We start from the raw sequence: 23366 nt of genomic DNA on the forward strand, positions 1-23366 counted from the left end.
TCCGTACCCCTTGCGCCGGACTCCTTGAGCCCGCTCCCCCGCCAATGCTTTCCCCTGCCGCCCGCACCCCCGCGGGGGGGGGCGCGTCCGGGCGCACGCGCCCCCTCCGTCGGTCAGGCCTCCGCTACTGCCGCTTCAGCGAGTCCGTGTAGGCCTTGCACGCCTGGTAGTCCGGCAGCAGGCCGCCGGCGAGGGCCTCCGCGAGGGTGGGCGCCACCGCGTCGCGGGCCGAGAGCTGCGGGGCGTCGGTCGGCCACTCGATGCCGAGCTCCGAGTCCAGCGGGTGCACGCCGTGCTCGCCGGTCGGGTTGTACGTCGCCGAGCAGAGGTAGGTCAGCGTGGCGTCGTCGGTGAGGGCGCAGAAGCCGTGGCCGAGGCCCTCGGGGATGTAGACGGCCTGGCGCTCGGTGTCATCCAGCCGGACGAACTCCCACTTCCCGAAGTTCGGCGAGCCGACCCGCAGGTCGACGATGACGTCCAGCACCGCGCCGCGGGTGCAGGTCACGTACTTGGCCTGGCCGGGCGGGACGTCGGCGAAGTGGATGCCGCGCACGACGTCCTTGGCCGACAGCGACAGGTTGGCCTGGGCCAGGTCCAGCGGGTGGCCGACGACCTCGGCGAGGCGGTCGAAGCGGTACCACTCGGTGAAGTGGCCGCGGGCGTCGCCGTGCACCTGCGGGGTGATCTCGAAGGCGCCCTCGATGGAGAGCTCGCGGAACTTCACTTGGCGGCCGCCTCTTCGAGCAGTCCCAGCAGGTACTGGCCGTACCCGCTCTTCAGCAGCGGCTCGGCGAGCTCGCGCAGCTGCGCGTCGTCGATCAGCCCGGCCCGCCAGACGGCCTCCTCGATGCAGCCGATCTTGAAGCCCTGGCGCTCCTCGATGACCCGGACGAACTCCGAGGCCTGGACCATCGACACGAACGTGCCGGTGTCCAGCCAGGCGGTGCCGCGGTCGAGGATCGTCACGTGCAGGTCGCCGGTGCGCAGGTACGCGTCGTTGACGGCGGTGATCTCCAGCTCGCCGCGGGCGCTCGGCTCCAGGTCGCGGGCGATCCCGACGACCCGGTTGTCGTAGAAGTACAGGCCGGGGACGGCGTACCGGGACTTGGGCTCGGTCGGCTTCTCCTCGATGGAGATGACCTGGCCGGTGCCGTCGAACTCGACCACGCCGTACGCGGTCGGGTCGGCCACCGGGTAGGCGAAGACCCGGCCGCCCTTGATGTCGGCGTGCTCGGTGAGCCGGGTGCCGAGGCCGCTGCCGTGGAAGATGTTGTCGCCGAGGATCAGTGCGACCGGCTCGTCACCGATGAAGTCCGCGCCGAGCACGAAGGCCTGGGCGATGCCCTCGGGCTTCTCCTGGACGGCGTACTGGAGCTTCAGGCCGAACTGGGAACCGTCGCCCAGCAAGCGCTCGAACTGGTCCCGGTCGTTCGGGGTGGTGATGATCAGGATTTCGCTTATCCCGGCCATCACGAGGGTCGAGAGAGGGTAGTAGATCATCGGCTTGTCGAAGACCGGGAGGAGCTGCTTCGACACCGCACGGGTCAGCGGCCACAGCCGCGAGCCGGTGCCGCCGGCCAGGAGGATTCCACGCATGGGTGCACCCTATTCGAGATCGCGAACGCGGTAGGGGCCGGGGCGGGAGGGCATTCGGGCGGCGGTAGACTACGCGCATTATGCGCATCCTCGTGACCGGCGGCGCCGGATTCATCGGTTCGGAGTTCGTCCGTCAGCTCCTCGGGGCTGACGAGAATGCCCGGATCACGGTCTTCGACAAGCTCACCTACTCGGGTGTCCTGGAGAACCTGGCCCCCGTGGCCGGCCACCGGGGCTACACCTTCGTCCAGGGCGACATCTGCGATGTGGACGCCGTCGACCAGGTCATGCCGGGTCACGACGTGGTGGTGCACTTCGCCGCCGAGTCCCACGTGGACCGCTCGATCGCCGGTGCGGGCCCGTTCGTGCTGACCAACGTCGTGGGCACCCAGGTGCTGCTCGACGCCGCCCGCAAGCACGGCGTCGGCCGCTTCGTGCACATCTCCACCGACGAGGTGTACGGCTCGATCAGCGAGGGCTCCTGGACCGAGACCTGGCCGCTGCAGCCGAACTCCCCGTACTCGGCCTCCAAGGCCTCCTCCGACCTGCTGGCGCTGGCCTACCACCGCACCCACGGCATGGACGTCGTGGTTACCCGCTGCTCCAACAACTACGGGCACTACCAGTTCCCGGAGAAGGTCATCCCGCTGTTCACCACCAACCTGATCGACGGCAAGAAGGTGCCGCTGTACGGCGACGGTGGCAACATCCGCGACTGGCTGCACGTCTCGGACCACTGCCGGGGCATCGAGCTGGTCATGCGCGGCGGCCGCGCGGGCGAGGTCTACAACATCGGCGGCGGCACCGAGGCGACCAACAAGGAGCTGACCGGCCTGCTGCTGGAGGCCGCCGGCGCCGGCTGGGACATGGTCGAGCACGTCGAGGACCGCAAGGGCCACGACCTGCGCTACTCGATCGACATCAGCAAGATCCGCGAGGAGCTCGGCTACGAGCCGCAGGTCCGCTTCGAGGACGGCCTCGCCGCGACCATCGCCTGGTACCGCGAGAACCGCGCCTGGTGGGAGCCGCTGAAGCAGAAGGCGGCCCTGGCCAAGTGACCGCGAACGCCGCCGGCCGAGTGCGCTGGCTGGTCACCGGCGCGGCCGGGATGCTCGGGCAGGACCTGTTGTCGGTGCTGGGCGCCGACCCGTCCGCCGAGGTCACCGCGCTGCGCCGGGCGGACCTCGACATCACCGACGCCGCGGCCGTGCAGGCCGCCGTCGAGGGCCACGACATCGTGGTCAACTGCGCCGCGTGGACGAACGTCGACGGCGCGGAGACCGAGGAGGACGCCGCCACCGCCGTCAACGGCACCGGCGTGCGCCTCCTGGCCGCGGCCTGCGCCAAGACCGGCGCACGGCTGCTGCACGTCTCCACCGACTACGTGCTGCCGGGCGACGCCACCGAGCCCTGCCCGGAGGACGCCCCGACCGCGCCGGTGAACGCGTACGGCCGCGGCAAGCTGGTGGGGGAGCGGGCGGTCGCCGACCTGCTCCCCGAGCACGGCTACATCGTGCGCACCGCCTGGCTGTACGGCGAGCACGGCCCGAACTTCGTGGCCACCATGCTCAAGCTCGCCGCCCAGCGGGACACCCTGGACGTGGTGGACGACCAGCACGGCCAGCCGACCTGGTCGTACGCGCTGGCCGGCCGCCTGGTCGAGCTCGGCCGGGCCGCGCTCGCCGGCCGGGCTCCCGCCGGGGTCTACCACGGCACCGCGAGCGGCCGGACCACCTGGTGCGGACTGGCCCGCGAGACCTACGCGCTGAGCGGGCTGGACCCGGAGCGGATCCGCCCGACCACCTCGGAGGCCTTCGTCCGCCCGGCCGCCCGGCCGGCCTTCAGCGTGCTGGCCCACGACCGCTGGGCCGCCGCCGGGCTGGCGCCGCTGCCCGAGTGGCGGACCATGCTGGCCGAGGCCCTGACCCGACCCGTCTTCGCCGAACTGGCCGCCACGGCCCGGACCACGGAGAGCGACAGACCTCAGTGAAGAACCCCCTGACGAAGGTGGCTGCCGCGCTGCCGCCGGGAACCCTGGCGGTGGGCGGCGGCACCGTCGTACTGGGCGCCGCCTCCTACATCCACCTCGGGGTGGCGGGCCACAGCCTGTCGGTCGACGACATGGCGAAGGTCTCGCTGCTGTGGACGATCGTGATGTCCGTCGGCATCGGCGTCTTCTTCCCGATCGAGCAGGAGCTCACCCGGATCGTCTCGGCGCGCGCGGCGCTCGGCCACGGTGCCGCGCCGCTGCTGCGCCGGGCGACCGTCCTCACCGGCGGGATCCTCGCGGCGACCCTGGTCGCCCTCGCCGCCGCCTCCGGGCCGATCGCCCGGGGGATGTTCCACGGCGACCGCTCGCTGGTGCTGGCACTCGGCGGCGCCTTCACCGGCATGGCCGTCTGTTACGTCACCCGCGGCGTGCTGGCCGGCCTCGGCCGCTTCGGCGCGTACGGCACCCAGCTCGGCCTGGACGGCGGCCTGCGGATCGGCCTGGCCCTCGCCTTCGGCGTGGCCGGGGTGCACTCGGCGCTGGCGTTCAGCCTGATCCTGGCGATCGCGCCGATCCTCGCGACGCTCGTCACCCTGCCCCCGCTGCTGCGCGCGGCCAAGCCCGGCGAGCAGCTCGGCTGGTCCGAACTCTGCTCCGGGCTGGGCCTGTTGATCTGCTCCACGCTGCTCTCGCAGGTCGTGGTGAACGCCGCGGTGATGAGCACCAAGCTGCTCGCGCCCTCCGACTCCGCGCTGATCGCCGCGCTGCTCAACGCGCTGGTGCTGGCCCGGGTGCCGCTGTTCGTCTTCGGCTCGCTCCAGGCCTCGCTGCTGAACGGCCTCTCCGCCGCGATCGCGGTCGGGGACCGGGCCGCCTTCACCGGGATGCTCAGGAAGATCGGCGTCGTGGTGGGCGCGCTCGGCCTGCTCGGCGGCATCCCGGCGGTCGCCCTCGGACCGTGGCTGATCCAGGTGCTCTTCGGCGCCAAGCCGGTGCTCGGCTGCCTCGACTTCTTCTGGTTGTCCACCGGAACCGTCGCGTACATGTTCGCGATGGTGCTGGGGCAGGCGCTGATGGTATTCAAGCGGCACAACCTCCAGCTGCTCTGCTGGGCGGTCGGAACCGCGGTCCTCGCGGGGGTGACCTTCCTGCCGGGAGAGGTGTCCACCCGCGTGATCCTTGCGTACACGGCCGGTTCGGTGGCCACCGTCCTCGGTATGCTGGCGGTTCTGAGGCAGAGTTTCGCCCGTTCGGCGACGACTTCCGCCGGTTCCGTCCAGCAGTCGGGGGACCCGAACACCGCGGTGTTGAGCAGCCGTACGGCCGGTGAATGACCGTTGTCCGCCCCTCATCTTCAGATCGCCGCGCAGCAGCGCGGGCCAGACCCCATTCATGGAGCCTCCGTGTCCCAGTACGACGATGTTTGGCTGGTGATCCCGGCCTACAACGAGGGCCAGGTGATCGCCGACGTTGTGGAGGGAGCGCGAAAGACGTTCCCGAACATCGTGGTGGTCGATGACGGCAGCGGCGACGACTCGGCCAAGCACATCATGGCGACCGGCGCGCACCTGGTGCGCCACCCGGTCAACCTCGGTCAGGGCGCGGCCCTGCAGACCGGCCTCGCCTACGCCCTGGCCCAGCCCGGGTCCAAGTACTACGCCACCTTCGACGCGGACGGTCAGCACCAGACCGCCGACGTCGAGAAGATGGTCGCCCTGCTGCGGGAGGGCGAGGTGGACGTGGTCCTCGGCTCGCGCTTCATCGAGCAGAACGGCCAGGTGCCGTGGATCAAGCGGGTCGTCCTGCGCACCGCGGCGACGGTCAGCCCGACCGCCCGCAAGCTCAAGCTCACCGACGCCCACAACGGCCTGCGCGTGCTGAACCGCGAGGCCGCCGGCCGGCTGCGGATCACCATGAACGGCATGGCGCACGCGTCGGAGATCGTCAGCTTCCTGGCCGGTTCCGACCTGCGGGTCGCCGAGCTTCCGGTGGACATCCTGTACACCGACTACTCACGCGCCAAGGGTCAGTCCCTGATCAACGGCGTCAACATCATCTTCGACATCTCGCTGCGGGAGCGTAGCCGCCGATGAAATTCTTCTGGATCCAGCTGGTTCTCATTCTCGGCTCGGTCTCTCTCGCCTTCATGTTCATCCGGCGTTGGGACCGTGCCAACACCCGCGCCTGGAAGCGGATCGCGTTCTCCGTCTTCGTGATCGTGAACATCTACGCGGTGCTGCGTCCCACCGACGTGACCTGGCTGGCCCACCAGCTCGGCGTCGGCCGCGGCACCGACCTGGTGTTGTACGGCATGGTGCTGGCGATGGGCTTCCTGACGCTGAACACCTTCCTGCGCTTCCGCTCGCTGGAGAAGAAGCTCACCGACCTGGCGCGCACGGTGGCCATCAACGAGGGCGCCCGGCTGAACGAGGAGCGCTTCGACCTGGACCTGCCGATCTCCGCGCCGGTCGACCGGAGCAAGGCCTGAGTCCATGGCGACCTTCGAGTTCATGCTGCCGTACTACGGCGACGTGGCGCTGATGCAGGCCGCGGTGCGGAGCATCCTCGCCCAGACCGATCCGGACTTCCGGCTCACCGTCATCGACGACGGCAAGGAGCCGGACGTCCCGGGCTGGTTCGCCGAGCTCGGTGACGACCGGGTGACCTACCTGCGCAACGAGCAGAACCTCGGCATCACCAAGAACTTCCAGAAGTGCGTGGAGCTGTCCACGGCCGACCACGTGGTCATCATGGGCTGCGACGACCTGCTGCACCCGCACTACCTGAAGACCGTCCGGGCGATCCTCAAGGCCAACCCGGACCTGGGCATGGTGCAGCCGGGCGTCGAGGTCATCGACGGCAAGGGCGCGGTCGGCTCCGGCCTGGCGGACAACGTCAAGGAGAAGCTCTACGCGCCGACCGTCCGGGGCCGGCGGCTGATGGGCGGCGAGGAGCTGGCCGCCAGCGTGCTGCGCGGGAACTGGCTCTACTTCCCGTCGATCTGCTGGCGGGGCGAGGCGCTGCGCGCGGTCAACTTCCGGGACGAGTACTCGGTGATCCAGGACCTGGCCCTGGTCGTCGACCTGCTGGAGTGCGGCGAGCAGATGATGGTGGACAACACCACCGTCGTCTTCCAGTACCGCCGGCACGCGGTCAGTGAGTCCTCGGTGCAGGCCTACTCCGGCACCCGGTTCACCGAGGCGGAGCGGTACTTCAACGCGGTGGCCGAGCGGATGGGTGCCCGCGGCTGGCCGAAGGCCGCCCGTGCGGCCCGGTTCCGCAGCGCCTCCCGCCTGCACGCGCTGACCATGCTGCCGGGCGCGCTGAAGCGCGGCCAGACGGCTGGGGCCAAGGTGCTGGTCCGCCACGCGCTGACCGGCGGGCAGCGGCATTAGGGCGCCGGGGCCGATCTCCGCGACCGGCTCCCAGGCGCAGTCACCCGAAGGTGAACTGCCGCCTGGGGGCCGGTCGTTGTCGTACATGACGCGGTCGTCAACTCACACAAGTAGGGAAGTGTCCCGGTGCAGCCGCTGATCGACTCCGCCCACACCTCCGACGGGCCGGGCCGGGGTGAGGACGGCGGCAAGAACGCGCCCGACGCCCTGGCCCCGGCCGTGCGGGCCCGGCTGCGGGTGCTGGCCGCCCACCGCTGGTTCTGGCCGGTGGCCCTGCTGCTCGGCTACGGCGGGCAGGTGGTGTTCCGCCTGGTGCTGTCGATCCACAACTACTTCCCGTCGGTGCACGCCGACGAGGACTCCTACCTGGTGATAGCGCGGGTGCTGGCCGGCCGGCCGACCACCGAGATGCCGGTCGGGGTGGTGATCCCGGGCGGGTACCCGCTGCTGATCTCGCCGGCGCTGCGGATCGCCGACAACCCGGCCACCGCGTACCACCTGATCATGGCCATCAACGCGGTGCTCAACGCGCTGGTGTTCCCGCTGGTCGTGGTGGCGGCGCGCCGGCTGGGCCTGTCCCGGCGGAACGCGTACCTGGTGGGCACCGCCGTGGCGCTGGTGCCGCCGGTGACCTTCTACTCCCAGTTCGTCATGTCGGACACCGTGCTCCCGGTGCTCCTGCTGGTCTGGCTGATCACGATGCACGGCTGGCTCTCGCCCGGCTCGCCGCGCCGGCGCGCGTTGTACGCGGTGGCGATGGGCCTGGTGGCCGGCTACTCGATGGCCACCCACGACCGCGGCGGCGTGGTCGTGGCGCTGACCGCGCTGGTGCTGGTCGTGGTGCTGGCCGTCGGCTGGGCGCCGCGGCTCGCCTCGCTGGCCGGGGTCGGCGGGCTCGGGGTGTCCTTCCTGGGCGCCAAGCTGCTGGCCGGCTTCGTCGAGAGCCAGTTCAAGGACGTGCCGCCGAGCAGCGTCGGCAACAAGGTCTTCGAGAACCTGGGGGACCCCCAGTACCGCGGCACGATCATCGCCCGCACCTTCGGGCAGCTCTGGTACTTCATGACCTCGACGTACGGCTTCGGGGCGATCGCCTTCGTGCTGTGCGTGACGGTCGTGTTCCGGCGCCGGTACCCGGTGGCCGAGCGGGTGGTGGCCTTCACCATGGTCGCCATGCTGTTCGGCACCGCGCTGGCCTCGGCGGCCGGCCTGGCGGACAACAACCGGATCGACAACTGGGTGTACGCCCGGTACTGCGCGGTGCTGGTGCCGCTGTTCCTGGTGGTCGGCCTGGCCGTGCTGTTCCGGGCGGGCAAGCGCTCACTGCTGTGGCTGGCCGGGATCGGCGCGGTGGTGATCGGGGTCATCCAGGTCTCGGTCGGCGCGTACGCGGGCTCCGAGCTCAAGCTCTGGGCCAGCCCGTGGACGGTGCCGGACGCGATGTTCCTGGCCTCGACCTGGGAGGGCCTGCACATGGCCCGGACGACCGTCGGAGCGCTGGCGGTGCTGGCCGCCTGCCTGCTGCTGCGGGTGGCCGGCGGACGCCGGGTGGTCGCGGCCGTGGTGGGCTGCGTGACGATGTTCGCCGCCTACGCGACGGTCTCCATCACCGACAACGTCTCCGCGCCGCACGGCAAGGCCCGCAAGTACGAGGCCGTCGGCCTGTACAAGGAGGCCGGGCTGCGCAAGGACGACAACCTGGTCATGGACGGGAACCTCAACTGGGACGCCCGGATGGCGCTGTCCTACGAGGTCTACTGGGGCCGGGTCTGGACCGAGGACCTGAAGGCCGGCGACGCCCTGCCGGAGCGGGCCACCGCCGTCCTGGCGACGGCCGCCGACAAGGACGCCCCGCCGCAGGCCAGCTGGCCGAACCCGAGGCCGGGCTGGTACATCACGAAGTACAACCTGGAGCGCGGCTGGGTGCTCTGGCGCAAGGCCTGAGCTGCGGAACCACCCGATCGGGGCCGGTGGGGAGGGTCTCACCGGCCCCGATTGGCATCCGGACTGCTCCGTGTGGCAGTATGTCCAAGTTGCTCGGTTGAGTGCCGATGCTGCGCGCCTCCCGCCGGGAGGACCGGAAGCGAGTCCCATGTACTCGTCGTTCCCGTGATGGCCGTCAAGCGTGAGTTCTACGCCACGGCAGCTGCGGGGCGAAAGTACGGGAATCTTCCGGGAAGCGTGTGCGGGGCCTCGACCCGGCCCCTCTACCCCAAAGTTTGAAACCGACGAAGTGATTCGTTGGTTTTTTGCAAGCGCGAGTGCGACACGCCCGAGCGCGGGGGTCGGAGGTCGGTCGTGCAGTGACTAAGGACAAAGGACTACTGAGTAGCCATGGCGGGACAGAAGATCCGCATCCGGCTCAAGGCCTACGACCACGAGGTCATCGACTCCTCGGCGAAGAAGATCGTCGAGACGGTGATTCGTACTGGTGCGCAGGTCGCGGGCCCGGTGCCGCTGCCCACTGAGAAGAACGTGTACTGCGTCATCCGCTCGCCGCACAAGTACAAGGACTCGCGCGAGCACTTCGAGATGCGTACTCACAAGCGTCTGATCGACATCCTCGACCCCACGCCGAAGACGGTTGACTCGCTCATGCGTCTCGACCTGCCGGCTGGCGTCGACATCGAGATCAAGCTCTGAGAGGCGCACCGAAGATGGCTAAGCAGATTAAGGGCATCCTGGGCGAGAAGCTCGGCATGACCCAGGTCTGGGACGAGAACAACCGGGTCGTCCCGGTGACCGTCGTCAAGGCTGGGCCGAATGTCGTGACCCAGGTCCACACCGCCGACAGCCCGGCCGGCTACGACGCCGTCCAGATCGGCTTCGGCGAGATCGACCCCCGCAAGGTGAACAAGCCCCTCGCGGGTCACTTCGCCAAGGCCGGTGTCACCCCGCGTCGCCACCTGGTCGAGCTCCGTACCTCGGACGCGTCCGAGTACACCCTGGGCCAGGAGATCACCGCCGAGCTGTTCGAGGCGGGTGTCAAGGTCGACGTGACCGGCACCTCCAAGGGCAAGGGCTTCGCCGGTGTCATGAAGCGCCACAACTTCCGGGGCCTCGGCGCCGGTCACGGTGTGCAGCGCAAGCACCGCTCGCCCGGCTCGATCGGTGGCTGTGCCACCCCGGGTCGCGTGTTCAAGGGCGTGAGGATGGCCGGCCGGATGGGCCACGAGCGTGTGACCACCCAGAACCTGACCATCCATGCCGTTGACGCGGAGAAGGGGCTGCTCCTGATCAAGGGCGCAATCCCGGGCCCGAACGGCGGCCTCATCCTCGTCCGCACTGCGGCGAAGGGGCTGTGAGGATATGAGCACCATTGACATCCTGTCGCCCTCGGGTGACAAGACCGGCAGCCTCGAGCTGCCGGCCGAGATCTTCGACGCGAAGGTCAGCGTTCCGCTGATGCACCAGGTCGTCGTGGCGCAGCTCGCTGCGGCCCGTCAGGGCACCCACAAGACCAAGACTCGTGGCGAGGTCCGCGGTGGCGGCAAGAAGCCGTACCGCCAGAAGGGCACCGGCCGCGCCCGTCAGGGCTCGACCCGTGCGCCGCAGTTCGCCGGCGGTGGCGTCGTGCACGGTCCCGTGCCGCGCGACTACTCGCAGCGGACCCCGAAGAAGATGATCGCCGCCGCTCTGCGCGGTGCGCTCACCGACCGGGCCCGCCACAACCGCATCCACGTCGTCACCGACGTGGTCGCGGCCGAGGTGCCGTCGACCAAGGCCGCCAAGAGCCTGTTCGGCAAGATCACCGAGCGCAAGAACGTCCTCCTGGTCGTCGAGCGCGCGGACGAGCTGGGCCTGAAGTCCGCTCGTAACCTGCCGCACGTGCACATCCTGGACGCCGGTCAGCTGAACACCTACGACGTGCTCGTCTCCGACGATGTGGTCTTCACCCAGGCCGCCTTCGAGCGTTTCGTGGCCGGTCCGGCCGCGTCCGCCAAGGCCGTTGCCGCTGAGGGCGAGCTCGAAGGGAGCGCCGCCTGATGAGCGACGTTACGAGCAAGACGTTCACGGACCCCCGTGACGTCCTGGTGAAGCCGGTCATCTCCGAGAAGAGCTACAGCCTTCTCGACGAGAACAAGTACACGTTCATCGTGTCGCCGGGCGCCAACAAGACCCAGATCAAGCAGGCCGTCGAGGCGGTCTTCTCGGTCAAGGTCGAGGCTGTCAACACGATCAACCGTCAGGGCAAGCGCAAGCGCTCCAAGACGGGCTTTGGCAAGCGCAAGGACACCAAGCGCGCCATCGTGACGCTGGCCGAGGGCAACCGCATCGACATCTTCGGTGGTCCGGTCTCCTAACGGAGATCGTGATCGTCGATAAGGACGAGGACGAGAGAGCCAAATGGGCATCCGCAAGTACAAGCCGACTACGCCGGGCCGTCGTGGCTCCAGCGTGGCCGACTTCGTAGAGATCACGCGGTCCACGCCGGAGAAGTCGCTGGTTCGCCCCCTGCACAGCAAGGGCGGCCGTAACAACGCCGGTCGGATCACCGTTCGCCACCAGGGTGGCGGTCACAAGCGCGCCTACCGCGTGATCGACTTCCGTCGTCACGACAAGGACGGCGTGCCGGCCAAGGTCGCGCACATCGAGTACGACCCGAACCGCACCGCGCGCATCGCGCTCCTGCACTACGCGGACGGCGAGAAGCGCTACATCATCGCGCCGCGCGGCATCGCGCAGGGTGACCGGATCGAGAACGGCGCTGGCGCCGACATCAAGCCGGGCAACAACCTGCCGCTGCGCAACATCCCGGTCGGTACCACCATCCACGCGGTGGAGCTGCGTCCCGGTGGCGGTGCCAAGATGGCCCGCTCCGCCGGTTCCGGCATCCAGCTGCTGGCGCGTGAGGGCAAGATGGCGCACCTGCGCATGCCCTCCGGTGAGATCCGCCTGGTCGACGCGCGCTGCCGCGCCACCGTCGGCGAGGTCGGCAACGCCGAGCAGTCGAACATCAACTGGGGCAAGGCCGGCCGTATGCGCTGGAAGGGCGTCCGCCCGACCGTGCGTGGTGTCGCCATGAACCCGATCGACCACCCGCACGGTGGTGGTGAGGGTAAGACCTCTGGTGGTCGCCACCCGGTCTCGCCGTGGGGCCAGAAGGAGGGTCGCACCCGTCGCCCGAAGAAGGCGTCGGACGCTCTCATCGTGCGCCGCCGCAAGACCAACAAGAAGCGCTAGGAGCAGGTCAGATGCCGCGCAGTCTCAAGAAGGGCCCCTTCATCGACGGCCACCTTCTCAAGAAGGTGGACGCGCAGAACGAGGCGGGTACCCAGAACGTCATCAAGACCTGGTCCCGTCGCTCCGTGATCTTCCCGGCCATGCTCGGCCACACGATCGCGGTTCACGATGGTCGCAAGCACGTCCCGGTGTTCGTCACCGAGTCGATGGTCGGCCACAAGCTGGGCGAGTTCGCTCCGACCCGCACCTTCCGCGGCCACGTCAAGGACGACCGCAAGTCGAAGCGTCGCTAGTCGCCTGAGCTTCACCGCCAGAACGACTCAATGACTTACTCCATTAAGGGGACAACCATGGAAGCCAGGGCCCAGGCGCGGTACATCCGCGTCACGCCCATGAAGGCCCGCCGCGTGGTGGACCTCATCCGTGGCCTGCCGGCCACGGAGGCCCAGGCCGTCCTGCGTTTCGCTCCGCAGGCCGCCACCGTGCCGGTCGGCAAGGTGCTCGACAGCGCCATTGCCAACGCCGCGCACAACTACAACCACTCCAACGTGGACGACCTCGTCATCAGCGAGGCGTACGTTGACGAGGGTCCGACCCTGAAGCGGTTCCGTCCGCGTGCCCAGGGCCGCGCCTACCGGATCCGCAAGCGGACCAGCCACATCACCGTGGTCGTCAGCAGCAAGGAAGGGACCCGGTAATGGGCCAGAAGGTTAACCCGCACGGGTTCCGCCTCGGCATCAGCACGGACTTCAAGTCCCGCTGGTACGCCGACAAGCTGTACAAGGACTACGTCAAGGAAGACGTCGCCATCCGACGTCTCATGACGAAGGGCATGGAGCGCGCCGGCATCTCCAAGGTCGAGATCGAGCGCACCCGTGACCGCGTCCGCGTGGACATCCACACCGCGCGTCCGGGCATCGTGATCGGCCGCCGCGGCGCGGAGGCCGACAAGATCCGGGGCAACCTGGAGAAGCTGACCGGCAAGCAGGTCCAGCTGAACATCCTCGAGGTCAAGAACCCCGAGCTGGACGCCCAGCTCGTGGCTCAGGGCGTCGCGGAGCAGCTGTCCTCCCGCGTCTCCTTCCGCCGTGCCATGCGCAAGTCGATGCAGGGCACCATGAAGTCCGGCGCCAAGGGCATCAAGGTCCAGTGCTCCGGTCGTCTCGGCGGCGCCGAGATGAGCCGTTCGGAGTTCTACCGCGAGGGTCGTGTGCCGCTGCACACCCTGCGTGCGAACGTCGACTACGGCTTCTTCGAGGCCAAGACCACCTTCGGCCGCATCGGCGTGAAGGTCTGGATCTACAAGGGCGACGTCAAGAACATCGCCGAGGTCCGCGCTGAGAACGCCGCTGCCCGCTCGGGCAACCGCCCGGCCCGTCCCGAGGGTGGTCGTCCCGCCCGCGGTGGCGACCGCCGTGGTGGCGAGCGCGGTGGCCGTGGCCGTCGTCCCGCCGCTGCCGAGGCCCCCGCGGCCCCGGCCGCCGAGGCTCCGGCTGCCGAGAACACCGGAACGGAGGCCTGACTCCCATGCTGATCCCCCGTCGGGTCAAGCACCGCAAGCAGCACCACCCCAAGCGTCGTGGCGCTGCCAAGGGTGGCACCGAGCTCGCCTTCGGCGAGTACGGCATCCAGGCCGTCACCCCGGCCTACGTGACGAACCGGCAGATCGAGTCCGCTCGTATCGCCGTCACCCGTCACATCAAGCGTGGCGGCAAGGTCTGGATCAACATCTACCCGGACCGTCCGCTCACCAAGAAGCCGGCCGAGACCCGCATGGGTTCCGGTAAGGGTTCGCCCGAGTGGTGGATCGCGAACGTGCACCCGGGTCGGGTCATGTTCGAGCTGTCGTACCCCAACGAGAAGGTGGCTCGTGAGGCGCTGACCCGCGCAGCTCACAAGCTCCCGATGAAGTGCCGGATCATCCGGCGCGAGGCAGGTGAGAGCTGATGTCGGCCGGCACCAAGGCTGCTGACCTCCGCGAGCTGGACAACGAGGGTCTCGTTGCCAAGCTCCGTGAGGCCAAGGAGGAGCTGTTCAACCTCCGCTTCCAGGCGGCGACCGGGCAGCTCGACAACCACGGACGGCTCAAGCTCGTCCGTAAGGACATCGCGCGGATCTACACCCTGATGCGCGAGCGCGAGCTGGGCATCGAGACGGTGGAGAGCGCCTGATGACTGAGAACACCAACGAGACGCGCGGTTTCCGCAAGACCCGTGAGGGTCTCGTCGTCAGCGACAAGATGGACAAGACCGTCGTCGTCGCCGTCGAGGACCGCGTCAAGCACGCTCTGTACGGCAAGGTCATCCGCCGTACGAACAAGCTGAAGGCGCACGACGAGGCGAACGCCTGCGGCATCGGCGACCGGGTCCTCCTCGCGGAGACCCGCCCGCTGTCCGCGACGAAGCGCTGGCGCGTCGTCGAGATCCTCGAGAAGGCCAAGTAACGAAGTTGATGCGGTACGGCCGTATGTGCATCAGGCCCCTTGCGGGCGCTGGTGTGAGCAGCGGCCGGCCCGTCAGCTCTCGTTGACGATCAGGAGAAAGCTGTGATCCAGCAGGAGTCGCGACTGCGTGTCGCCGACAACACGGGCGCGAAGGAAATCCTTTGCATCCGCGTTCTCGGTGGTTCCGGTCGCCGCTACGCCGGTATCGGGGACGTCATCGTCGCCACCGTCAAGGACGCGATCCCCGGCGGTTCGGTGAAGAAGGGTGACGTCGTCAAGTGCGTCGTCGTCCGTACCGTGAAGTCGCGCCGTCGTCCCGACGGTTCGTACATCCGGTTCGACGAGAACGCCGCGGTCGTTCTGAAGAACACCGATGGTGACCCCCGTGGTACCCGCATCTTCGGCCCGGTGGGCCGCGAGCTGCGCGACAAGAAGTTCATGAAGATCATCTCGCTTGCGCCGGAGGTGCTCTAACCCATGGCGAACAGCATGAAGATCAAGAAGGGTGACCTGGTTCAGGTCATCACCGGCAAGGACCGCGGCAAGCAGGGCAAGGTCATCCAGGCCATGCCCGCCGAGAACAAGGTCCTCGTCGAGGGTGTGAACCGGGTCAAGAAGCACACCAAGCCGGGCCCGGGCACTCAGGGTGGCATCGTCACCGTCGAGGCGCCGGTGCACGTCTCCAACGTCCAGCTGGTCGTGGAGAAGGACGGCAAGAAGGTCGTCACCCGCGTTGGCTACCGCTTCGATGACGAGGGCAACAAGATCCGCGTTGCCAAGCGAACCGGTGAGGACATCTGATGTCTGAGACGACTGTTGAGAAGGTGACCCCCCGTCTCAAGGAGCGTTACAACTCCGAGATCAAGGGTCAGCTGCAGGAGCAGTTCTCGTACGAGAACGTCATGCTGACGCCCGGCCTGGTCAAGGTCGTCGTCAACATGGGTGTCGGCGAGGCCGCTCGTGACAGCAAGCTGATCGAGGGCGCGATCCGCGACCTGACCGCGATCACCGGTCAGAAGCCGGCCGTGACCAAGGCCCGCAAGTCCATCGCGCAGTTCAAGCTGCGCGAGGGCCAGCCGATCGGCACGCACGTCACCCTCCGCGGTGACCGCATGTGGGAGTTCCTGGACCGTCTGGTGTCGCTGGCCCTGCCGCGTATCCGTGACTTCCGTGGCCTCTCCCCGAAGCAGTTCGACGGCCGTGGCAACTACACCTTCGGTCTGACCGAGCAGGTTATGTTCCACGAGATCGACCAGGACAAGGTCGACCGTCAGCGCGGTATGGACATCACCGTCGTGACCACCGCTCAGACCGACGACGAGGGCCGGGCGCTCCTGCGCGCTCTGGGCTTCCCGTTCAAGGAGGCGTGAGCCAATGGCGAAGAAGTCCCTCATCGCGAAGTCCGAGCGCAAGCCGAAGTTCGGCGTCCGGGCCTACACCCGGTGCCAGCGCTGCGGCCGTCCGCACTCGGTGTACCGCAAGTTCGGCCTGTGCCGTGTCTGCCTTCGTGAGATGGCGCACCGCGGCGAGCTGCCGGGCGTGACCAAGAGCTCCTGGTAGTCCTCTTTCCCCAGGGGAACCAGGCACTTTAGGCACACAGCGAAGCAGAGGTGCCCGATCCCACACCGGCCCGTTTTGGGCCTACCGTACGGATTCCCGTAAGGTAGTGGGGTCGGGCCCCCTGCCGCGGCGTCCCCATGGATGTCCGTGGTCCTCTACGGAGGGCTCGCACCCAGTCTTACGACGTCGCAGGTCCCCTGCGCTTGTGCCCCTGACGAACTCGGAAGAGTGCGGCAGGGGGACCTGGCGCGGAGAAACCGCGGCGAGAGAGGCCTGAGGCCATCATGACCATGACCGACCCCATCGCAGACATGCTCACGCGTCTGCGTAACGCGAACTCGGCGTACCACGACACCGTGGCGATGCCGGCCAGCAAGATCAAGGCGCACGTCGCCGAGATCCTGCAGCAGGAGGGGTACATCTCCTCCTACAAGGTTGAGGAGCCCGTCGAGGGCGAGGTCGGCAAGAAGCTGACCATCGAGCTCAAGTTCGGCCCCAACCGTGAGCGCTCCATCGCCGGCATCAAGCGCATCAGCAAGCCGGGTCTGCGCGTTTACGCAAAGTCCACCAACCTGCCGAAGGTTCTCGGCGGCCTGGGCGTGGCGATCATCTCCACGTCCTCCGGCCTCCTGACCGACAAGCAGGCCGCCAAGAAGGGCGTAGGCGGAGAAGTTCTCGCCTACGTCTGGTAATTCGGGAAACGGAGGTACAGCAATGTCGCGCATTGGACGGCTGCCCATCCAGGTCCCCGCTGGCGTGGACGTCACCATCGATGGCCAGGCGGTCTCGGTGAAGGGCCCGAAGGGCACCCTCACCCACGTTGTCGCCGCGCCGATCGAGATCGGTAAGGGCGAGGACGGCACGCTGCTCGTCACCCGCCCCAACGACGAGCGTCTGTCGAAGGCCCTGCACGGCCTTTCCCGCACGCTGGTGGCGAACATGATCACCGGCGTGACCGCGGGCTACCGCAAGTCGCTGGAGATCAGCGGTGTCGGCTACCGAGTTCTGGCGAAGGGCTCCGACATGGAGTTCCAGCTGGGCTACAGCCACCCGATCCTCGTCGAGGCGCCCGAGGGCATCTCCTTCGTCGTCGAGTCGGCCACCAAGTTCCACGTGGACGGCATCGACAAGCAGAAGGTCGGCGAGGTCGCCGCGAAGATCCGCAAGCTGCGCAAGCCGGACCCGTACAAGGCCAAGGGTGTCAAGTACGCGGGCGAGGTCATCCGCCGCAAGGTCGGAAAGAGTGGTAAGTAAGCGATGAGTGTCTCTGTCAAGATCGGCAAGGGCAACGCCTACAAGAGCGCCGCTCGCAAGCGCCGCGCGATCCGCGTTCGCAAGCGCGTCGTCGGCACCGAGGTGCGTCCGCGTCTCGTCGTGACGCGCTCGAACCGTCACATGGTCGCCCAGGTCATCGACGACGCCAAGGGTCACACCCTGGCGTCGGCGTCCACCCTCGACGTGTCCATCAAGGGCGCCGAGGGCGACAAGACCGAGCTGGCCAAGAAGGTCGGGAGCCTGGTCGCCGAGCGCGCCAAGGCCGCCGGCATCGAGTCGGTCGTCTTCGACCGCGCGGGCAACCGGTACGCCGGCCGCATCGCCGCCCTGGCGGACGCGGCCCGCGAGGCCGGGCTCGACTTCTAAGCCGCTCGTCGACTCTGTCGGCGGACGTAATCGAGAGAGGTAATTCCAATGGCTGGACCCCAGCGCCGCGGTAGCGGCGCCGGCGGCGGCACCGGTGGCGAGCGGCGCGACCGTAAGCGTGACGACCGGGGCAACGCCCCCGCCGTCGAGAAGACCGCTTACGTCGAGCGCGTTGTCGCGATCAACCGTGTCGCCAAGGTTGTCAAGGGTGGTCGTCGTTTCAGCTTCACCGCGCTGGTCGTGGTGGGCGACGGTGACGGCACCGTGGGTGTCGGTTACGGGAAGGCGAAGGAGGTTCCGGCCGCCATCGCCAAGGGTGTTGAGGAGGCCAAGAAGAACTTCTTCAAGGTCCCCCGCATCCAGGGCACCATCCCGCACCCGATCCAGGGTGAGAAGGCCGCCGGCGTCGTGCTGCTGAAGCCCGCCGCCCCCGGTACCGGTGTTATCGCCGGTGGTCCGGTGCGCGCCGTCCTGGAGTGCGCCGGCATTCACGACATCCTGTCGAAGTCGCTCGGCTCGGACAACGCGATCAACATCGTGCACGCCACGGTGGCCGCTCTGAAGGGCCTCGTGCGCCCCGAGGAGATCGCCGCCCGTCGTGGCCTGCCGCTGGAGGACGTGGCCCCCGCCGCTCTGCTGCGGGCGCGTGCTGCAGGGGTGAGCGCCTGATGGCTCGCCTGAAGATCACGCAGACCAAGTCGTACATCGGCAGCAAGCAGAACCACCGTGACACCCTGCGTTCGCTTGGTCTCAAGCGCATGCACGACGTCGTGGTGAAGGAGGACCGTCCCGAGATCCGCGGGATGGCCCACACGGTCCGTCACCTGGTGACGGTTGAGGAGGTGGACTGATCATGGGCGACAACCCGATCAAGATCCACAACCTGCGGCCCGCCCCGGGTGCCAAGACCGACAAGATCCGCGTGGGTCGTGGCGAGGGCTCCAAGGGTAAGACCGCTGGTCGTGGTACCAAGGGCACCAAGGCCCGCTACCAGGTTCCGCAGCGCTTCGAGGGTGGCCAGATGCCGCTCCACATGCGTCTGCCGAAGCTGAAGGGCTTCAAGAACCCGTTCAAGATCACGTTCCAGGTCGTGAACCTGGACAAGCTGGCCGAGCTCTACCCGCAGGGTGGCGAGGTCACGGTCGAGGACCTGGTCGCCAAGGGCGCGGTTCGCAAGAACTCCCTCGTCAAGGTGCTCGGCACCGGCGAGGTCTCGGTCGCCCTCCAGGTGACGGTCGACGCCGTCTCCGGTTCGGCCGCCGAGAAGATCAAGGCCGCCGGCGGTACGGTCACCGAGCTCGTCTGAGCCCGCTGACTCCGGCTTACGAGCCCCGCACCTCCTCCGGGAGGTGCGGGGCTCGTTCCGTTTCCCGGGTCCTCTTCCTTTTCGGGGCGTGGCTCCGGCCGTGTCGGCGCTCGTTCTTTTGTGTGGCAAAACCGGGCATCCCGTACCCCGTGAGTGGGGGAGGGGCGGTACGCGCTTCTTCCGAGTGGCTGCGCACTGTTAGAGTCCGTGGGGTTCCCTTGTAGGCTGCGCGTAGGCTCGCCTGTGCCGTCTGTACGGGAATCCGAACCGCAAACTCCCCATTCAGGACCGACCCTCCCGCCGACGACGCGCGGGAGGCGCAGGAGGCACCGTGCTCAGTGCGTTCGCGCGGGCGTTCCAGACGCCCGACCTGCGCAAGAAGCTGCTGTTCACGCTGGGCATCATGGTGCTGTTCCGGCTGGGCTCGCACATTCCCATTCCCGGCGTGAGTTTCACGGCCGTGAACGAGTGTGTGAAGGACACGAAGAACAGCGGCCTCTTCGGACTCGTCAACCTGTTCAGCGGGGGCGCGCTCCTCCAGCTGACGATCTTCGCCCTCGGCATCATGCCGTACATCACGGCGAGCATCATCCTCCAGCTCCTCACCGTCGTGATCCCGCGACTGGAGATGCTGAAGAAGGAGGGACAGGCCGGCCAGGCGAAGATCACCCAGTACACCCGGTACCTGACCATCGCGCTCGCGGTGCTCCAGGGCACCGGCATCGTGGCGACGGCCTCCAGCGGCGCGCTCTTCTCCGGCTGCCCGCTGGCCAACCAGATCGTCCCGGACACCAGCGTGTTCCGGATCGCCGTCATGGTGCTCACCATGACCGCCGGCACCACGGTCATCATGTGGCTGGGCGAGCTGGTCACCGACCGCGGCATCGGCAACGGCATGTCGCTGCTGATCTTCACCTCGATCGCGGCGCAGTTCCCCTCCAGCATGTGGAACATCAAGACCACCGGCACCATCGGTGGCGGCTGGGTCGAGTTCCTCTCCGTGATCGCGGTCGGCGTCATCGTCGTGATGCTGGTCATCTTCGTGGAGCAGGCGCAGCGCCGGATCCCGGTGCAGTACGCGAAGCGGATGATCGGCCGCCGGGCCTTCGGCGGCACCTCGACCTACATCCCGCTCAAGGTGAACCAGGCCGGTGTCATCCCGGTCATCTTCGCCTCGTCGCTGCTGTACATCCCGGCCCTGGTGGTCCAGCTGACCAACAGCCAGGCGGGCTGGGCCACGTGGATCCGGACGAACTTCGTCAAGGGTGACCACCCGATCTACATGGCCACGTACTTCCTGCTGATCGTCTTCTTCGCCTTCTTCTACGTCGCCATCTCCTTCAACCCCGAAGAAGTTGCCGACAACATGAAGAAGTATGGTGGGTTCATCCCGGGCATCCGGGCCGGCCGACCGACGGCCGAGTACCTGAACTACGTGCTGACCCGAATCACGTGGCCGGGTTCGCTCTACCTGGGCCTGATCGCGTTGATCCCGATGATCGCCCTGGTCGCCTTCGGACAGCAGACCAACTTCCCGTTCGGCGGCACCAGCGTGCTCATCGTCGTCGGCGTCGGACTCGAAACTGTGAAGCAGATCGAGAGCCAGCTCCAGCAGCGCAATTACGAAGGGTTCCTCCGCTGATGCGTATCGTCCTCGTTGGTCCTCCCGGGGCCGGGAAGGGTACTCAGGCGCACCTGCTCGCCAAGACCCTGTCCATCCCCCACATCTCCACCGGCGACCTGTTCCGTGCCAACATCAGCCAGGGCACCCCGCTGGGGCTCGAGGCGAAGAGCTACATGGACGCGGGACACCTGGTGCCGGACGAGGTCACCATCGGGATGGCCAAGGACCGGATGCTCCAGGAGGACGCCGCCAACGGCTTCCTGCTCGACGGCTTCCCCCGCAACCTGGGGCAGGCCAAGGCGCTGGACGAGTTCCTCGCCGAGCAGGGCATCAAGCTGGACGGCGTGCTGGACCTGGAGGTCCCCGAGGACGAGGTCGTCCGCCGGATCGCCGGCCGCCGCCTGTGCCGCAACGACGGGGGCCACGTCTTCCACGTGGACTACAACCCGCCGAAGGTCGACGGCGTCTGCGACGAGTGCGGCGGCGAGCTGTACCAGCGTTCGGACGACACCGAGGACAAGGTCCGCACGCGTCTGGAGGTCTACCACACGGAGACCGAGCCGATCGTCGAGTACTACGTCCAGCAGGGCCTGGTGGCGACCATCTCGGCCCTCGGCAAGGTGGACGAGGTCACCGCCCGCTCGATCGAGGCGCTGAAGCAGGACAGCTGAGTCTCTCGGCGAACGTACGAACGGTACGGCCGGGTCGCCCGCCCAGTGCGGGTGGCCCGGCCGTTTCGGCGTCGTACGGTGGTAAGCAGTGGTAATCCGGACTTGGAAGGCGTGACCAGATGGTGGAGATCAAGACCCCCGAGCAGATCGCGAAGATGCGAGCGGCCGGACTGGTCGTCGCCGAGGCGCTCAAGGCCTGTCGCGAGGCGGTCGCCCCCGGGGTGACCACCCAGGAGCTCAACGACGTCGCGGACAAGGTCATCACCGACCACGGCGCCACCTCGAACTTCCGCGCCCACCACGGCGGGCTCTGGTTCCCGGGCGTGATCTGCGCCTCGGTGAACAACGAGGTGGTGCACGGCATCCCCGGCGACCGGGTGCTCCAGGAGGGCGACGTCATCTCGATCGACTGCGGCGCCATCCTGGACGGCTGGCACGGCGACTCGGCGATCACCGTGGCGGTCGGCGAGGTCCGCCCGGAGGTCGAGATGCTGAGCCGGGTCACCGAGGGCTCGATGTGGGCCGGCATCGCCCAGATGAAGAAGAACAACCGCCTGGTGGACGTCTCCAAGGCGATCGAGGGCTACATCCGCCGCCAGGCACTGCCGCCGAAGGGCAAGTGGGGCATCACCGAGGGCTACGGCGGCCACGGCATCGGCACCGCGATGCACATGGAGCCGCACGTGCTGAACTACGTCGAGCGCGGCCGCGGCAAGGGCCCGAAGCTCGTCCCCGGCACGGTGCTGGCGATCGAGCCGATGGTCTCGCTCGGCACCCCGCACACCACCGTGCTGGAGGACGACTGGACGGTCGTCACCAACGACGGCACCTGGGCCTCGCACTGGGAGCACTCGGTGGCCGTCACCGAGCAGGGCCCGCTGGTGCTGACCGCCTTCGACGGCGGCAAGGCGGAACTGGCCAAGCTGGGCATCACCGCAGCTCCGGACCCCCTCGCGTAGTCGCGACGGCGTCCGCGGGCCGCTGCTGACAAGGGATCAGAGCCCTGGAGGTTTGGACCTCCAGGGCTTTTGTCCTATTTTTATGCGCTGGCAGGGCCAGCAGTGGCCCACGAGCGAGCAGGAGACAGCACGTGCTCAAGGGATTCCGCGACTTCATGATGCGCGGCAACGTCGTCGACATGGCGGTCGGTGTGGTCATCGGTGCCGCGTTCACCGCGGTGGTGACCGGCTTCGTGTCCGCCTTCCTCACCCCGCTGGTGGGTGTCGTGGTCGGCGCGGCCGGCGACTTCAGCTCGTACAAGGCGACGGTCGCCGGGGTCACCTTCCCCTACGGCCAGTTCCTCAACGTGCTGATCGCCTTCCTGATGACCGCCGCGGTGCTGTACTTCTGCGTGGTGCTGCCGATCACCAAGGCGACCGCGCGCTACATGCCGGCGAAGCCGAAGGCCCCGAAGCGCCCCTGCCCGGAGTGCCTGACCGAGATCCCGCTGGCCGCCCGCCGCTGCTCGGCCTGCACCGCCCACGTCGACCCGCTGACGGCCTCCGCCGGGGCCTGAGGCCACCGGTGTGACGGTCGCCGCCTTCCGGGGCCCCGGTTTTGGACCGCGGCACACGCTGGCGTAGGATGGACCGTCGGCTCACTCGTAGCGTGCTTCAGCACGCCCTCCTCCCCTCGGGGACGGGGTGAACCCAGGTTCGCACGAGCGTTCCGCATACGGTAGCCGGTCCCGGAAGGTGGATCTCGCAGTTCATGGCTAAGAAGCAAGGCGCCATTGAGATCGAGGGCACCGTGATCGAGTCTCTTCCGAACGCGATGTTCAAGGTCGAGCTGCAGAACGGTCACAAGGTCCTCGCGCACATCAGTGGCAAGATGCGCATGCACTACATCCGCATCCTGCCGGACGACCGGGTCGTCGTGGAGCTCAGCCCCTACGACCTCACGCGCGGCCGGATCGTCTACCGCTACAAGTAAGAACGTCAGATCTAGACCCGGAGAACC

At 68.1% G+C, this 23366-nt stretch carries 35 protein-coding genes; 33 read left to right on the forward strand and 2 right to left on the reverse strand.

The window, feature by feature from the left end:
* Positions 1-124 precede the first annotated feature (124 nt).
* Together rfbC and rfbA are read right to left on the reverse strand one after the other, a co-directional pair.
* Positions 125-724 (reverse strand): dTDP-4-dehydrorhamnose 3,5-epimerase, encoded by a 600-nt coding sequence (rfbC, locus tag ACFRAR_RS20765; protein WP_380699596.1) that lies wholly within the window; start codon positions 722-724, stop codon positions 125-127.
* The gene (gene rfbA, locus ACFRAR_RS20770; protein ID WP_380699597.1) at positions 721-1596 is read right to left on the reverse strand and encodes a glucose-1-phosphate thymidylyltransferase RfbA; all 876 of its coding nucleotides are present in this window, start codon (positions 1594-1596) and stop codon (positions 721-723) included. Before rfbA ends, rfbC begins: the two co-directional genes overlap by 4 nt.
* 80 nt (positions 1597-1676) lie before the next feature.
* On the opposite strand from rfbA, the gene rfbB reads away from it, so the two are divergent.
* The 33 genes from rfbB to infA all read left to right on the forward strand — a co-directional run bounded on the left by rfbB (position 1677) and on the right by infA (position 23339).
* Positions 1677-2654, forward strand: a complete 978-nt coding sequence (rfbB, locus tag ACFRAR_RS20775; RefSeq protein WP_380699598.1) for a dTDP-glucose 4,6-dehydratase — start codon at positions 1677-1679, stop codon at positions 2652-2654.
* Positions 2651-3586 (forward strand): dTDP-4-dehydrorhamnose reductase, encoded by a 936-nt coding sequence (rfbD, locus tag ACFRAR_RS20780; RefSeq protein WP_380699599.1) that lies wholly within the window; start codon positions 2651-2653, stop codon positions 3584-3586. Before rfbB ends, rfbD begins: the two co-directional genes overlap by 4 nt.
* Complete coding sequence (locus ACFRAR_RS20785) at positions 3583-4920, forward strand: lipopolysaccharide biosynthesis protein (protein WP_380699600.1); 1338 nt, start codon at positions 3583-3585, stop codon at positions 4918-4920. Before rfbD ends, ACFRAR_RS20785 begins: the two co-directional genes overlap by 4 nt.
* A gap of 69 nt (positions 4921-4989) precedes the next feature.
* Positions 4990-5679 (forward strand): glycosyltransferase family 2 protein, encoded by a 690-nt coding sequence (locus tag ACFRAR_RS20790; RefSeq protein WP_380699601.1) that lies wholly within the window; start codon positions 4990-4992, stop codon positions 5677-5679.
* Positions 5676-6074, forward strand: a complete 399-nt coding sequence (locus tag ACFRAR_RS20795) for a DUF2304 domain-containing protein (RefSeq protein WP_380699602.1) — start codon at positions 5676-5678, stop codon at positions 6072-6074. The genes ACFRAR_RS20790 and ACFRAR_RS20795 overlap by 4 nt, the downstream gene beginning before the upstream one ends.
* A 4-nt stretch (positions 6075-6078) precedes the next feature.
* Entirely contained in the window at positions 6079-6981 is a 903-nt protein-coding gene (locus ACFRAR_RS20800) for a glycosyltransferase family 2 protein (RefSeq protein WP_380699603.1), read from the forward strand.
* A gap of 126 nt (positions 6982-7107) precedes the next feature.
* Positions 7108-8922 carry a hypothetical protein gene (locus ACFRAR_RS20805; RefSeq protein ID WP_380699604.1) on the forward strand — a complete coding sequence of 605 codons (1815 nt, stop codon included), beginning with the start codon at positions 7108-7110 and terminating at the stop codon, positions 8920-8922.
* Between the two features lie 390 nt (positions 8923-9312).
* Positions 9313-9621, forward strand: coding sequence for a 30S ribosomal protein S10 (rpsJ, locus tag ACFRAR_RS20810; protein WP_012785157.1), 309 nt, complete (start codon positions 9313-9315; stop codon positions 9619-9621).
* Between the two features lie 14 nt (positions 9622-9635).
* Complete coding sequence (gene rplC, locus ACFRAR_RS20815; RefSeq protein ID WP_350503569.1) at positions 9636-10283, forward strand: 50S ribosomal protein L3; 648 nt, start codon at positions 9636-9638, stop codon at positions 10281-10283.
* Positions 10284-10287: 4 nt separating this feature from the next.
* Positions 10288-10965, forward strand: a complete 678-nt coding sequence (gene rplD, locus ACFRAR_RS20820) for a 50S ribosomal protein L4 (RefSeq protein ID WP_380699605.1) — start codon at positions 10288-10290, stop codon at positions 10963-10965.
* Positions 10965-11282 (forward strand): 50S ribosomal protein L23, encoded by a 318-nt coding sequence (rplW, locus tag ACFRAR_RS20825; protein ID WP_030280768.1) that lies wholly within the window; start codon positions 10965-10967, stop codon positions 11280-11282. Before rplD ends, rplW begins: the two co-directional genes overlap by 1 nt.
* A 43-nt stretch (positions 11283-11325) precedes the next feature.
* Positions 11326-12162, forward strand: coding sequence for a 50S ribosomal protein L2 (rplB, locus tag ACFRAR_RS20830; RefSeq protein ID WP_363427434.1), 837 nt, complete (start codon positions 11326-11328; stop codon positions 12160-12162).
* Positions 12163-12173: 11 nt separating this feature from the next.
* Positions 12174-12455, forward strand: coding sequence for a 30S ribosomal protein S19 (gene rpsS, locus ACFRAR_RS20835; RefSeq protein ID WP_030055821.1), 282 nt, complete (start codon positions 12174-12176; stop codon positions 12453-12455).
* A gap of 57 nt (positions 12456-12512) precedes the next feature.
* Complete coding sequence (rplV, locus tag ACFRAR_RS20840; protein WP_030055822.1) at positions 12513-12860, forward strand: 50S ribosomal protein L22; 348 nt, start codon at positions 12513-12515, stop codon at positions 12858-12860.
* Positions 12860-13684: a 30S ribosomal protein S3 gene (gene rpsC, locus ACFRAR_RS20845; protein WP_380699606.1), complete on the forward strand. Its 825-nt coding sequence runs from the start codon at positions 12860-12862 to the stop codon at positions 13682-13684. The genes rplV and rpsC overlap by 1 nt, the downstream gene beginning before the upstream one ends.
* 5 nt (positions 13685-13689) lie before the next feature.
* On the forward strand, positions 13690-14109 hold the full coding sequence (gene rplP, locus ACFRAR_RS20850) for a 50S ribosomal protein L16 (protein ID WP_030055824.1): 420 nt from the start codon (positions 13690-13692) through the stop codon (positions 14107-14109).
* Complete coding sequence (rpmC, locus tag ACFRAR_RS20855) at positions 14109-14333, forward strand: 50S ribosomal protein L29 (protein ID WP_049649042.1); 225 nt, start codon at positions 14109-14111, stop codon at positions 14331-14333. The genes rplP and rpmC overlap by 1 nt, the downstream gene beginning before the upstream one ends.
* On the forward strand, positions 14333-14605 hold the full coding sequence (gene rpsQ / locus ACFRAR_RS20860) for a 30S ribosomal protein S17 (RefSeq protein ID WP_030055826.1): 273 nt from the start codon (positions 14333-14335) through the stop codon (positions 14603-14605). The genes rpmC and rpsQ overlap by 1 nt, the downstream gene beginning before the upstream one ends.
* 102 nt (positions 14606-14707) lie before the next feature.
* Positions 14708-15079, forward strand: a complete 372-nt coding sequence (gene rplN, locus ACFRAR_RS20865; protein ID WP_030393301.1) for a 50S ribosomal protein L14 — start codon at positions 14708-14710, stop codon at positions 15077-15079.
* A gap of 15 nt (positions 15080-15094) precedes the next feature.
* A complete protein-coding gene (gene rplX / locus ACFRAR_RS20870) occupies positions 15095-15406 on the forward strand; it encodes a 50S ribosomal protein L24 (RefSeq protein WP_030055828.1) in 312 nt (103 codons plus the stop codon).
* On the forward strand, positions 15406-15975 hold the full coding sequence (gene rplE / locus ACFRAR_RS20875; RefSeq protein WP_030393302.1) for a 50S ribosomal protein L5: 570 nt from the start codon (positions 15406-15408) through the stop codon (positions 15973-15975). The genes rplX and rplE overlap by 1 nt, the downstream gene beginning before the upstream one ends.
* A 4-nt stretch (positions 15976-15979) precedes the next feature.
* Positions 15980-16165, forward strand: coding sequence for a type Z 30S ribosomal protein S14 (locus tag ACFRAR_RS20880; RefSeq protein WP_030055830.1), 186 nt, complete (start codon positions 15980-15982; stop codon positions 16163-16165).
* A 284-nt stretch (positions 16166-16449) separates the two neighbouring features.
* Positions 16450-16857, forward strand: coding sequence for a 30S ribosomal protein S8 (gene rpsH, locus ACFRAR_RS20885; protein ID WP_033824224.1), 408 nt, complete (start codon positions 16450-16452; stop codon positions 16855-16857).
* A 22-nt stretch (positions 16858-16879) separates the two neighbouring features.
* Entirely contained in the window at positions 16880-17419 is a 540-nt protein-coding gene (rplF, locus tag ACFRAR_RS20890) for a 50S ribosomal protein L6 (RefSeq protein WP_097237490.1), read from the forward strand.
* A gap of 3 nt (positions 17420-17422) precedes the next feature.
* Entirely contained in the window at positions 17423-17806 is a 384-nt protein-coding gene (rplR, locus tag ACFRAR_RS20895; RefSeq protein ID WP_030280785.1) for a 50S ribosomal protein L18, read from the forward strand.
* 48 nt (positions 17807-17854) lie between these two features.
* Complete coding sequence (rpsE, locus tag ACFRAR_RS20900) at positions 17855-18475, forward strand: 30S ribosomal protein S5 (RefSeq protein ID WP_030393306.1); 621 nt, start codon at positions 17855-17857, stop codon at positions 18473-18475.
* Positions 18475-18657 (forward strand): 50S ribosomal protein L30, encoded by a 183-nt coding sequence (gene rpmD, locus ACFRAR_RS20905; protein WP_030055835.1) that lies wholly within the window; start codon positions 18475-18477, stop codon positions 18655-18657. Before rpsE ends, rpmD begins: the two co-directional genes overlap by 1 nt.
* Before the next feature lie 2 nt (positions 18658-18659).
* Positions 18660-19112 (forward strand): 50S ribosomal protein L15, encoded by a 453-nt coding sequence (gene rplO, locus ACFRAR_RS20910; RefSeq protein ID WP_030280790.1) that lies wholly within the window; start codon positions 18660-18662, stop codon positions 19110-19112.
* 331 nt (positions 19113-19443) lie between these two features.
* Entirely contained in the window at positions 19444-20754 is a 1311-nt protein-coding gene (secY, locus tag ACFRAR_RS20915) for a preprotein translocase subunit SecY (protein WP_380699607.1), read from the forward strand.
* The gene (locus ACFRAR_RS20920; RefSeq protein ID WP_380699608.1) at positions 20754-21407 is read left to right on the forward strand and encodes an adenylate kinase; all 654 of its coding nucleotides are present in this window, start codon (positions 20754-20756) and stop codon (positions 21405-21407) included. The genes secY and ACFRAR_RS20920 overlap by 1 nt, the downstream gene beginning before the upstream one ends.
* 119 nt (positions 21408-21526) lie before the next feature.
* Positions 21527-22366 (forward strand): type I methionyl aminopeptidase, encoded by an 840-nt coding sequence (map, locus tag ACFRAR_RS20925; RefSeq protein WP_380699609.1) that lies wholly within the window; start codon positions 21527-21529, stop codon positions 22364-22366.
* A 131-nt stretch (positions 22367-22497) separates the two neighbouring features.
* On the forward strand, positions 22498-22923 hold the full coding sequence (mscL, locus tag ACFRAR_RS20930; RefSeq protein ID WP_380699610.1) for a large conductance mechanosensitive channel protein MscL: 426 nt from the start codon (positions 22498-22500) through the stop codon (positions 22921-22923).
* 194 nt (positions 22924-23117) lie between these two features.
* Positions 23118-23339, forward strand: coding sequence for a translation initiation factor IF-1 (gene infA, locus ACFRAR_RS20935; protein WP_003956442.1), 222 nt, complete (start codon positions 23118-23120; stop codon positions 23337-23339).
* The last annotated feature ends 27 nt before the right edge of the window (positions 23340-23366 follow it).

It is taken from the genome of Kitasatospora sp. NPDC056651 (assembly GCF_042792155.1).
Taxonomy (GTDB): domain Bacteria; phylum Actinomycetota; class Actinomycetes; order Streptomycetales; family Streptomycetaceae; genus Kitasatospora.